This window comes from Pedobacter sp. KH_004 (assembly GCF_057840755.1).
On record NZ_CM174519.1, the window covers coordinates 4103806 to 4116087 of the forward strand.

The 12282-nt window shown below is 37.9% G+C and carries 10 protein-coding genes; 6 read left to right on the top strand and 4 right to left on the bottom strand.

Annotated elements, in window-relative coordinates; all coding sequences use genetic code 11:
• Nucleotides 1-212: 212 nt before the first annotated feature.
• Nucleotides 213-530 carry a carboxypeptidase regulatory-like domain-containing protein gene (locus AC3ITD_RS17655; protein ID WP_265799623.1) on the bottom strand — a complete coding sequence of 106 codons (318 nt, stop codon included), beginning with the start codon at nt 528-530 and terminating at the stop codon, nt 213-215.
• 467 nt (nt 531-997) lie between these two features.
• Between AC3ITD_RS17655 and AC3ITD_RS17660 the strand changes: the two genes are divergently transcribed.
• The 6 genes from AC3ITD_RS17660 to AC3ITD_RS17685 all read left to right on the top strand — a co-directional run bounded on the left by AC3ITD_RS17660 (nt 998) and on the right by AC3ITD_RS17685 (nt 7685).
• Nucleotides 998-1528: an AAA family ATPase gene (locus AC3ITD_RS17660; RefSeq protein ID WP_489361693.1), complete on the top strand. Its 531-nt coding sequence runs from the start codon at nt 998-1000 to the stop codon at nt 1526-1528.
• A gap of 575 nt (nt 1529-2103) precedes the next feature.
• A complete protein-coding gene (locus AC3ITD_RS17665) occupies nt 2104-4476 on the top strand; it encodes a TonB-dependent receptor (RefSeq protein WP_489361695.1) in 2373 nt (790 codons plus the stop codon).
• Between the two features lie 84 nt (nt 4477-4560).
• Nucleotides 4561-5193 carry a thiamine phosphate synthase gene (locus tag AC3ITD_RS17670; RefSeq protein ID WP_265799620.1) on the top strand — a complete coding sequence of 211 codons (633 nt, stop codon included), beginning with the start codon at nt 4561-4563 and terminating at the stop codon, nt 5191-5193.
• Nucleotides 5194-5266: 73 nt separating this feature from the next.
• Entirely contained in the window at nt 5267-6553 is a 1287-nt protein-coding gene (locus AC3ITD_RS17675; protein ID WP_489361698.1) for a hypothetical protein, read from the top strand.
• 80 nt (nt 6554-6633) lie between these two features.
• On the top strand, nt 6634-7194 hold the full coding sequence (locus AC3ITD_RS17680; RefSeq protein WP_489361700.1) for a thiamine pyrophosphokinase: 561 nt from the start codon (nt 6634-6636) through the stop codon (nt 7192-7194).
• Nucleotides 7191-7685 (top strand): GNAT family N-acetyltransferase, encoded by a 495-nt coding sequence (locus AC3ITD_RS17685; protein WP_489361702.1) that lies wholly within the window; start codon nt 7191-7193, stop codon nt 7683-7685. The genes AC3ITD_RS17680 and AC3ITD_RS17685 overlap by 4 nt, the downstream gene beginning before the upstream one ends.
• A gap of 119 nt (nt 7686-7804) precedes the next feature.
• Here the strand turns inward: AC3ITD_RS17685 and AC3ITD_RS17690 are convergent, their stop codons facing one another.
• From AC3ITD_RS17690 to AC3ITD_RS17700, 3 genes are all read right to left on the bottom strand, one after another.
• Complete coding sequence (locus AC3ITD_RS17690; protein WP_265799616.1) at nt 7805-9112, bottom strand: M20/M25/M40 family metallo-hydrolase; 1308 nt, start codon at nt 9110-9112, stop codon at nt 7805-7807.
• Nucleotides 9113-9116: 4 nt separating this feature from the next.
• Entirely contained in the window at nt 9117-10955 is a 1839-nt protein-coding gene (locus AC3ITD_RS17695; RefSeq protein ID WP_489361705.1) for a M61 family metallopeptidase, read from the bottom strand.
• A 137-nt stretch (nt 10956-11092) separates the two neighbouring features.
• Nucleotides 11093-12217 carry a DUF4407 domain-containing protein gene (locus AC3ITD_RS17700; protein WP_489361707.1) on the bottom strand — a complete coding sequence of 375 codons (1125 nt, stop codon included), beginning with the start codon at nt 12215-12217 and terminating at the stop codon, nt 11093-11095.
• Nucleotides 12218-12282: the final 65 nt, after the last annotated feature.

A 12282-nucleotide genomic window follows, 5' to 3' on the forward strand; every position in this document is an offset into this window, starting at 1 on the left:
AAAGTTTAATACAATAATTAAAATTCTAAAGTTTTTTAACCTGTTAAGGCTGAAGAAGCAAGGAGGTGTTTTGCTTTTTGAAGAGGAAAATCCCAACTGTTCTGTCGGGATGCAAAGATAGGTTTTTCGTATCGTTTTTAAATCACTTTTTTAAAATAAAAAAGAGGAGTTTACAAGCTCCTCTTTTTAAAATTATTCTTCCGAAATCTTCATTATTGCTGCAATTTAATTTCGCCCAAATCAGTTGTTGCACTATCTTTTACGGCTACCTTTTCTATCAATGCATCTTTATAAGGTGCATTGGCTTTAATCCATACGGTATAAACGCCTTCCTTTAAATTAGTAAAGGTAAAAGCACCTTGACTAAACTGCGCCTTAACCGTATCTGTTCCGGCAACCAGTGAAATATCAGCAACTGCCTCGGTTGGATTGATCCGCCCAACTATTCCTCCTTGTTTAATGAGCGCAAAAGCAAAAAAGAAAACAGTCGATACCATTAATGCGATTAAAAAAACCCCTAGCTTTTTCATTTTGATACATTTTAATAGTTAGAATCCAGATATTCCTCATTAAACATATCTCATGCAAAAATTGTTTGTCGCAGAATTACCGCAGTAGACAATATTGTACTATTCTTGTCTGAATTTTTGTACATCGTTCAGAATTTTACTGTTTGCAGAAGTTAACAAAGCGTTAAAACCTGATTAGAATGTAACATATCTATAGTGTTAAACACACACGAAGTCATGTTTTCGTCATGAAACCCTGGTATTGAAAAAATTGGCAATAATGTTGTAATAAGCAGAACATATAGGCGTTTTGTATATACTTTAGAAAAAGATCTAAAGCTTCCTCCGCGGAGTAGTTAACCGCAATGAGGATTTCTTCATAAATAGTTTGTTTGGTTTATTATCCGGTTAGAGGAGCCCTCCTCAACCGGATTTTTTCTTTTCAGCCATTTTCTTTTACATTTGATTTGATTGTAAAAAAATTTAATGTGAGTCGATCGATAAGAAAAATTGCCATTGTAGGACCTGAAAGCACAGGAAAATCAACCATGTCGCAAGTGCTTGCAAAATATTATAAAGTATCTTGGGTACCAGAATATGCCCGCTACTACTGCGAAAATTTAACTGCGCCTTACACTTTACAAGATGAGGTAAACATGTATTACGGTCAGGTAGCTTTGGAAGACGCGATTTTAGTTACAACAGAAAGTGAGTTTATTATCTGTGACACCACATTTGTAACGGTAAAAATCTGGAGCGATGAAATGCTTGGCGAAACGCCACAATTGGTTCTGGATGCTTTACCGAAAAGACCATATGATCTTTATCTGCTAATGGACATCGATTTACCCTGGCAGGATGACCCCCTGCGCGATTTTCCGAATCAACGGGAATATTTTATGGAAGTTTGGCACAAGGAACTAAAGGCTTTAAATGCTAACTATAAAGTGATTAGTGGTTTGAGTGATGTCCGAATACAGCATGCTATTGCAGCAGTAGATCAATTTTTAGCTTTATAATTTGGAAAGCAATGGCAGCGATTCTAGGGAAAATTGTTCCCGCCCCCGCTTCTGCCACAATGAAAAAGTTGTGGGCATCTCGCTAGGGTCGGGTTTAGGTGACAACCTAGCAGCACAACTCTAGGTTAAAATAAACCCGATTAAAAAGGAAAATCCTTTTTATATTTTTCAAAATGCTAACCCTTTAGCGAAATCTTAAATAGGGTTAGGAACTTGATATAAAAAGATTGTAATGTAAGCGGGACTGCAAATTTCTATAATGCACCGAAATTGCTTTTCTAAAAAAGTAAAAGAGATAAATCTTTGAATATATTTTCTACATTTGCCCCATCATTAGGGGTGCCTTGTTTGTTATAAACACAAAAACGGGCTGAGATCATACCCATTTTAAGTAAAAAGTGAAAGATAAAAAGTAAAAAGTTTGGTCAACCATCAAACTTTCAACTTTGAATTGTCAACTTTAAACTTGAATGCACCTGATCCGGGTAATGCCGGCGTAGGGATTGGAGTTATGGAAGTTTAACTGAAATCGGGAGTACCCCTATTTCCGATGGGTTTAACTAAAAACAAAAACATTGAAAAATTTACTTTTTGCAGCGCTTGTTGCCATTCTGCCTTTATTTTCATTGGCACAAAATTCGGTTACCGGAAAAGTTACCGACAACAATCAAAACGCCTTGCCTGGCGCAACCATTAAAATTAAAAATCAACGAACGGCGGTACTGAGCGATGCCAATGGGAACTACACTTTAGCCAATTTAGCTGGCGGAAGTTACACCATTGTGGTCAGTTATGTAGGTTACAGAACGCAGGAAAAAACGTTAAATTTAAATGGAGATGCTAACTTAAACTTTGCGCTGGTTCAGCAAAACTTTCTGGCAGACGATGTTGTAGTTAGTGCCACCAGGGCATCGAAAAACTCGGCTACAACCTTTAGAAACTTGGACAAAGCGGAGCTGGCGAAAAATAATCTGGGCCAGGATTTACCTTATTTATTAAACCAGACCCCTTCAGTTGTGGTAACTTCCGATGCCGGCGCTGGTGTAGGTTATACCGGCCTTCGCATCAGGGGTAGTGATGCTACACGTATCAACGTTACGCTTAACGGCATCCCTCTAAACGATGCAGAAAGTCAGGGAAGTTTTTTTATCAATCTACCCGATTTGGCTTCATCAGTTGATAACATCCAAATTCAGCGTGGTGTGGGTACCTCTACAAATGGTGCGGGCGCTTTTGGCGGGAGTTTAAATATTCAAACTACTACACGCCGGGATTCTGCTTATGCCGAACTCAACAATACTTACGGCTCTTACGATACCTGGAAAAATACGGTGAGTCTAGGCTCTGGCTTAATTGCAAACAAGTTTACTTTTGATGGCCGTTTATCACGAATAAAGTCTGACGGTTATGTAGATCGTGCATCGTCCAACCTAAAATCATTTTTTGTTTCCGGCGCTTATTACGGCAAAAAAGATATCCTTCGTGCCAACGTGTTCAGTGGAACAGAAAAAACTTACCAGGCCTGGAATGGGATAAGCCAAGAAATGCTGCTTACCAACCGCAGACACAACGATTTTACCTACGACAATCAAACCGATAATTATCAGCAAGATCATTATCAGTTATTCTATACCAGAAATATAACCAGCCAGCTGGTAGCCAATGCTGCCTTGCATTATACTTACGGACGGGGTTATTATGAAGAATATAAAGAAGACCGGAACCTCGAAGATTATGGAATTCCTCCTGTAGTTTTAGGTGGTATCATACAAAACACATCCGATTTAGTTCGCCGTTTGTGGTTGGATAATGATTTTTATGGCGTAACCTACTCCCTAAATTATACACCAAAAAACGACCTGAATTTTGTTTTAGGTGGCGCTTACAATGAATATAAAGGCCGGCATTTTGATGAGGTAATTTGGGCACAATTTGCCAACTACGATGGCACGGAATCCATCCGCCACCGGTATAATGATAATGACGCCTTTAAAACAGACTTCAATGTTTTCGGCAGAGCGAATTATCAGCTTGGAAAGTTTAATCTTTTTGGCGATCTGCAATATAGAAGAGTCTATTATTCTTATTTTGGTATAGATCCAAATGGTGATCCGGCTCAGCAAAATGCAACCTTGGATTTTTTCAATCCAAAGGCTGGAATCACTTATAATTTTAACGACAAAAGCAATGCCTATGCATCAGTTGCTGTTGGGAACAAGGAGCCAAACCGGAGAGATTTTACAGATTCTAATATCAACAGTCGCCCAAAACCAGAAAACCTAACAGATATTGAAGCGGGTTACCGTACGCAATTTTCTAATTTTAGTGTTGGCATAAATGGTTTTGCCATGTTCTATAAAGATCAGCTAATCAATACCGGAAAACTAAATGATGTTGGAGGCCAAACCCGCCAGAATGTTCCTGATAGCTACAGGGCAGGGATTGAAGTGGATGGCAAATGGCAAATTTTCAAGAAATTATCATGGGCTGTAACCGCAACGTTGAGTAGAAACAAAATTAAGGAATTTACAGAATTTATTTACGATGACGCCAACGGCGATTTAACTACTTTTAGTTATAACAATACCAATATCGCTTTCTCGCCGTCAATTATCGCATCAAGCGAGATTAATTATACCGTTTTACCAAATGCAAGCATTGCTTTTTTAAGCAAATATGTGGGCAAGCAAAATCTGGACAACACCTCCGCCGATTCACGCATTCTTTCCAGCTTTTTTGTAAATGATGTTCGTTTAATGTATAATACCCCTTTGGCCGGAATAAAAAATGTAGGGCTAAGCTTACTCATCAACAATGTGTTCAGCACTTTATATGAAAGTAATGGCGGTACCTATCCCTATTTATACGCTGGCGATTTAAGCAGGTCGAATTATTATTATCCACAAGCAACCCGCAACTTTTTATTGAGTTTAAACGTGAAGTTTTAATACATTCGTTTGAAGTTTTGACAACTTTACTTTTACAGCCATAGAAAGAAAGTTGTCAAACCTTATTTAACACTTGCATATAACATGAAATACATCGAGAAACTTCAATATATTACCCACGAGATTCTTGATTTATCTCACATCGAGCAAGTGCAACTGGCTTGCGAGGCCGGTGCAAAGTGGATTCAATACCGCTGTTTAAGTAAAAACGAGGAGGAACTTTTAAACGATATCAATGTGATTGCAGAAATCTGCGATGATTGGGGAACCACACTCATCGTTACCAATCACATTTACCTCAATGGAAAGGCAGATATTCAGGGTTTCCACATCGAAGATAGCAATGCTGATTCCATCGCTTTGCGAAAATTAGTAGGTGACGATATTACCTTAGGAGGCTCAGCAAATAACGTAGAAGAGGTAATTCGTTTGACAGAGCAAGGATTTGATTACGTTTGCTTAGGTCCATTCTCTGCAGGTGCAACCAACACGAATAGTTTGAATATTTTAGGTATTGATGGCTATTTAAATTCAATAAATCAACTTAAAGATTTAAATATTAATATTCCTGTTTTGGCCGCTGGCGGGATTAAAATTTATGATGTAGAACCGCTAATGCAAACTGGAATTTTTGGCATAGCAGTTTCTGAATCGATTTACTCCGCAGATGATTTCATTCAGGCTTACCAAGATTTTTATGAAGCAGTAAAAATTTAACAGAACTTAACCATTCCTAACTTTTTATTAGCGGGGGTAAATGTTAAATTTGGGTTCGTCCAAATCTAAAAACATGCACTTAATCTCTCATTTGCCGCCATGGAGTCTAGCTAAAAAGATTTCCTTCCGCTTTTCTTTCATTTTTTTTGCCTTGTTTATTTTTCTAAATAATAATGGTACATTTTTGTACGTACAGCATCTTTTCCATTTTCCAACTTTGTGGTTGCATCAAATTATCCCCTGGTTTTCGGTAAATGTTTTAAAGTATAATTACGACTTTTCTATATTTACAAATGGAAGTGGCGATACATCATATAATTATGTTTTGCTGCTTTTTATTTTTCTATTGGCAGTCTTCGGTAGTTTAATTTGGTCAATTTTAGATAGAAAAAGAAGAAACTACATTAAACTATATTACTGGCTTATTGTTTTGGTTCGTTTTTATTTGGCCTTTACATTAATGCTTTATGGTTCTATTAAGGTGGTTCAACTGCAATTTCCTCAACCAAGTTTATCGCGGTTATTAACGCCACTAGGAGAAATGTCACCAATGGGGCTAGCTTGGACATTCCTTGGTTTTTCTAAAGGCTATAACATGTTTATGGGATTCATCGAAGTGCTTTCTGTACTACTTCTTTTTAAAAGGACAATGGTTATTGGAGCATTTTTATCGCTTGCCGCGAGTGTTCATGTAATGGCCATGAACTACTTTTTCGATGTACCCGTTAAAATATTGTCTACAGCGTTGGTCGTTATGTGCTTATTTATTTTAGCACCGTACATTGTTACCATCTTGCGTTTTTTCTTAACCTACCAACCACAGCAATTATTACCATTACAAATTCCTGTATTTAAAAAAAGATGGCAGCTCGTTGCTTTTAGGTCTTTTAAATACTTATTTATTGTGTGGACGGTTGGGTTAATGGTGACCAATGCCTTTACCCAGCAATACACTTATGGCACATTGGCTCCAAAGCCACCGTTATATGGCATTTATAATGTAGAAAAGTATATTCTAAATGGTAAAGACATTCTTCCTCAGCATGCTGATCAAAACAGGTGGAAACAAGTGGTTGTTGATTGGAAAGAATACATAAGTATTAAAACAATGGATGACAACAAAGCGTATTTCAATAGCACTGTAGATATAAAGAAAAAGCAAATAGAAATTAATTCTAAAAACACTGAATCGACTCAATATAAGTTTCACTACGTTTTTAAAAATGATAGCACTTTGATTTTTAAGGGACTGAAAGATCAAGATTCACTGTCAGTTACGCTAAAAAAATACAACCCTAAAAATATCATTTTACCTAATCGAGGATTTCATTGGATAAATGAATTTCCATACAATCGATAAGGGAATTTTTAAGAAATTGAGCAAACCCAAAAAATCTGAAATCGTCATTCTAAAATCTGAAATTAGCTTATCTTCGCAACATGTCCTCACATCACATTGTAAAAGAAAAACAAGAGCCCGCCTTATATATTGATGAGCTTGGCGATTTTAATGAAGAACTTTTAGGCCAGCTTTTAGAATGGAGCCCGACACTTTTGGTCAACGGCGAAAATTACGATAAAATCGTTTCGTTGGGGTTGAAAGTAGATGTTTTGGTTAATGGAAGCAATCAAGATGTGCAGGAAGATACAAGGATTGTACAAGGCCCTGTTGATGCACTGATGGTAGCCATCAATTTTCTTTATGAACAAAGATACCCGGCCGTAAATGTAATTACTAGGAAGTTCGATCTGGAGAAATTTGCTGGTTTTGAAGATAAGATTAACATTGTTGTTTTTACTGAAAGAGCAAAGCATTATCCTATCAAATCTGGCTTTTCTGTTTGGAAACCGGCCGGAAGTCAGTTTCTCATCCATGGAAACCGATACCTTGAAGTTACTAATCTCATGCAGAATGAAGAAGAGGTTTTTGAAGTAGTAAATGATGGATTTGTGGAGTTTTCCTTTTCAGGACAACCCATTTTTATTAGTGAGCCGATATGATTACGCTAAGAAAGGCCAAAGAACAAGATATTGAGGTGATCAGAGCTATTGCCGCTGACACCTGGCCATCAACCTATCTTGACATTATAGGGCAAGAACAAATCGATTACATGCTCGAGAAAATGTATAGTAAAGGGGAGCTACTCGGACAATTATTGGAGGGCCACATTTTTATCATTGCGGAAGATAACGAGAATCAATTTGGTTTTGCAGGCTACTCGATTATTGATCATGAAAAACGAATTTATAAATTACACAAGTTGTATGTTCTACCCTCGGCACACGGAAAGGGAGTTGGTAAAATCTTGATTAACGAGGTTTTTAATCAGGTAAAAGATGCCGGCGGATCTGCACTTGAACTCAATGTAAACAAACATAACAAGGCAAAAGACTTCTATTTAAAAGGAGGGTTTAGCATCAAAGAATCTGTAAAATTAGATATCGGAGGAGGCTACTTCATGGATGATTATGTGATGGAGTATCGGTTTTAGATTTTTTCGATATAAACAAGAAAGCCACAGTTTTACAGATTCTAATCATTATCTGCAAATCTGTGGCCTTCCTTGTTTCAAAGATTTTGGCACTTCGGTCGAAAGGACGGTTTTATATCCTACTGTTTCAACTTTGGAATCCTTGTTGGCGCATCCGTTCCGTTTACAATGGAAGTAGCACTCTTGGCGATTGCTTTGATAGTTGAAAGAATATTTTCTACATCCAAAGTGCTGTATTCATCCTTAACCGTGTGGTAAAATTTATCTACATCAATTTGATCGGTACTGATGGTGTGCGCCGGAACACCTAAAGCAGCTAATGTTGCATTATCGCTTCTGTAAAATAAATTTTGTTCCGTGTAAGGATCAGGGTGGAAAGTAAATTCTGTTCCTGCTAAGTTCTTTTGCAGAATTTTTCCAAAATCAGATTTATCGTAACCGGTAATGAAAGCGGTGTTTTTTCCGAATTTCGAATCTTTACCGATCATTTCGATGTTGAACATGGCTACAACTTCATCGGGATTTAATTTGCTTGAAAAATACTTGGCTCCAAAACCTCCGATTTCTTCTGCGGTAAAAGCCACAAAAATCAATGTACGCTCATTATTTTTTTGTGCTTTGTAATATTTAGCCAAGGCAATCATCGCTGTTGTTCCTGATGCATCATCATCGGCACCATTTGCTATACTATCGCCGTTTACTGTTTTAATCACACCTAAATGATCATAATGACCAGAGAAAACAACGAGCTCTTTTGCTTTTGATTTACCTGGAATCATACCGGCTACGTTAAACAAAGCCATTTTATTTACCTTCCCTTTCAACTCTACGGTAAACTCATCGGCTTTTTTAGCGCCCAATACAAAAACCTGAACAGCAGATTTGCCGGCTCCCATATCTTTTTCATCCAAAGTTGTCGGTTTATCAAAGTAAGCTTTATAGCGCTTGAAGTTTTCAGCAAACTTATCATCGACTAAAATGATTTGATTTTTGCCAGCAGACAACATAGTCCTAAACTGATTTACGAACGGCTTTTCCGGATCCAAAACCACAACTGTAGCGTTTGATTTATTGAGGGTAATATTTTCTTCATTGGCACCGGCCAGAATCACATTCTCAGGGGAAATTTCGCTGCCATCTATTTTGATGCTCTTGCTCACATTGGCTACCTGGTATTTATAAAAAGTCTGACGGAAACCTTTTTCACTAGCTAAAGGTTGTAAGCCAATTTTTTTGAATTCCGATTCGATAAACATAGCTGCCTTATCTATTCCAGGCGTAAAAGTGCCGCGACCTTGCATTTCATCACCACTTAAAGTTTTGATTAAATGATCAGTGTATTCTCTGGTAATTATTTTATCAATGTTTTGCGCCTGAAGCTGCAGACCTGCCATAGCAGCAAGAGTAAAAAGGAATATTTTCTTCATCTTATTATTTCTGTTTAGAATTCACCTGCGAGTTTAACCAATTATCTCTGAAATTTTGCATTCGGGGAGTTAATGTTGCACCAGTTTTCTCTATCGAAACGATTTCTAAAGCTGGGTTTTCGGCAAATGTTAACTTCGTTGTTTTATTTTCGCCGCGATACTGATAATTAATTTCTACCACATCTCCTGGCTTATGCGATTTTGTGATATTGTCAACAACAGATGCATCCGTTACATTTTGTCCGTCTATGCTCAAAATGATATCGCCCACATCTAAACCTGCCTGATAAGCAGGTGTTCCCTGCAATGTTTGCATCACCGTTATTTTGCTATCTGTCGGATTAAAGTTGCCGAAACCTGTGTAAGCCTGCCCGGGCTTTGCTTTACGTAAAACAAATCCTGCATTTAACAGCAACTTTGCATAGTCGTTTTTCTCTTTGCCATAAATGTATCTGCCAAAAAAATCCTTCGCAAAAACTTCATTTTTGGTTAGGGATGCAAGAGTTTTTTCCAAATCGGGAGTGGTGTATGGAATTTCTGGTTTGCCATAAGCTTTCCATAAAGCCCGCATATAATCATCAAGGGTAAGTTTAAATTCCGAACGCAAGCGAAGATCTAGCGCCAAAGCCGTAGCGGCCCCATAAGTATAATAGGAAAGGAAAATGTTTCCCTTGTTGGTTTGATCAATCGCCACACCAGCGTCGGCAAAAACAGCATATCTGCTTGCTTCTATGGGGGAGAAGTTTTTTGCTCCAGGGGAATTGAGCACAGCATTTACCATTCCATTAAAGGCCTGGGCAGTATTATCAACAGTTTTTAAACCTGCCCTGGTTAAAAGCAAGCCACCATAATACTGCGTAAAACCTTCCGCAAGCCATAATTCATCACTAATATTTGAATGCTCAAAGTTAAATGGTTCTAATGTTTTAGGGCGCAACCGCTCTACATTCCAGCTGTGAAAATATTCATGAGAAAAAGTGCCCAATAAGCTGGATTCGTATCCCTGAATTTTTTCAGTACGCTGCACTATGGAAGTAGAATTCCTATGCTCCATGCCATCGCCGGCGTTGGTAGGATATACATCTTCCAGAAAGTAATAGTTGCCATAATCATAAGTAGGAAAATCTCGCCAAACAGCATAATGTTCATCAACCATTTTTTTCAACATGCCAGCGTAATTATCAATCGCCACCTGTGTATCGTTTGAGTGGGCAATTAAATGTATGGTTTGCGTTTTGCCATCATGGTTTTTCACGTCCCATCTAGCCGTTTTATAATTGGCAATTTCTATGGGGCTATCCATAAAATATTGAAGATTGGCGGCATAAAAAGTATTTTTCCCTATTGGTTTAAGCTGAGTTGCCACTTTCCAACCTTGCTTTTCAGGGTATTTAAACTGCACTGTTCGCGGTCTTGCATCCATCCCCACAGGAAAAGCAAAAGTTGCAGGGATATTCATATGGGCATGGGTTTCATCAAAGCCTGAGTAAGTGCCATCAATCCAGTTTCCAAAAACCGTGTAAGTAATTTTAACTTCTTTTCCATGTGAAGGAATTTCGTAAACATCACCCGCTGTTTGATTAATCTTTAGCGGTTTTCCTCCCTGATCAAAAGCTTTAAAATGATACACGTTTTTACCAAATTCGTGTGTGGCATATCTGCCAGGAGATGATCTGCTCATTCTAACCGTTAAATTTCCGGCGGGAACATTGGCGACGCTCATCGCAATTTCAGCTTCGTGGTGGATTGCATTTGGAAATGAAACCACGTAACTTATTTCATTCTGAGCAAACGCAGAAAGCGACAACGTACTAAACAAAGCGGCGCTTAAAAATTTCTTCATAAAAAGTTTTTTTGTGGTGGAAAATACAAAAAATAGAACAGGCAAGATGTAAAATGGTTGATGGGTTATCTTGAAATCTCCTAACATCCATTGTTCATTTCCTGTTCTCCATTTGCTCCTCTCAACAATTACTTTCACTACTCCTTATCCCAATCGTATTTTTCAAGGTCGCGGTAGGCTTTGCCCTTAATAATTTCCTTCCGTTTTGACGATTCGGCGTCTACCCGGGTTTCGTGAATGTTATCGGCCACTTCGAAATGGAAATCTTTATCTTTTTTAGATTGATAAATGGATACATCATCGCCGTCGGCCGTAGCAAAATCATAAGGACCACGGCCACTCATTAGTTTTACAAACACCGGCAAACATTCGAAAAAAATAAATAGCAGGCCAATAAAAGTGACTGCAATTGCTGTGTTATCATCTTTAGAACCATCAACGTTAAACTTCAACTGACCTAAAGCCCAGTTTCGATCGGCAAAACCTGCAAGATCAGCCAAACTATCCAGCTGCTTTTTGGTGTATAATTTTTCATTAAACAAACCGTCAAATTCCTTTCGTTTATCAACAAAAGTTTCGGCTTTATTGATATTTGCTTTTAGCGAATCCAGTTCAGTTTCCCGCTGTTTGATCTCCACCTCCTTGCGTTTTGCATACGGACCGTAACCCATAACGCCAGAAGTTTCATTGGTTTTATTTCCAAAAATTTCGAAGTTAAGTTTCTGCCGATCCGCTTTGATTCCCTTCTCTAGTGAATCTCTTGTGGCTTTTTGCTGGTTCAATCTTCCAAACTCTACCTGGTATTTCTTTTCAAAGGCATTGTTTAGGGTATCAATTTTTGATCGCTGTCCGTTTAAATAACTTACTTTCAGCCGTTCTTTAATTTCCTTGTCAAAAATCTTCAATTCAATTGGCCGTGAAATCACCATACCAATCATTATCGCCAATAAAATCCTTGGGGTTGCTTGCAGGAGCTGTTTATTAGTGCTTGCGCTTTTATTGATGCTCGAAACAATATACCGGTCCATATTAAAAATGGCGGCACCCCACAAGAAACCGAAAATGATGGCAAAAACAACCGCTAAATCATCGCCTTTAAAAACGAAATACATGGCATAACCACCAGATAAAGCGGCAAATAAACCTGTAAAGAAAATGGTGGCACCAATGCCAGTATATTTATTTTGTTCTGTAGGATACTTTTCCAGCGTAGGAATATGAGCGCCAGAGCAAAACCAAAAGAAACGGTTCAGTTTGTCCATTTGTAATGTTTATAATTAAACGCCTAAGGGTTTGATATGTTACAGATTTTTGAGAAAATATATGA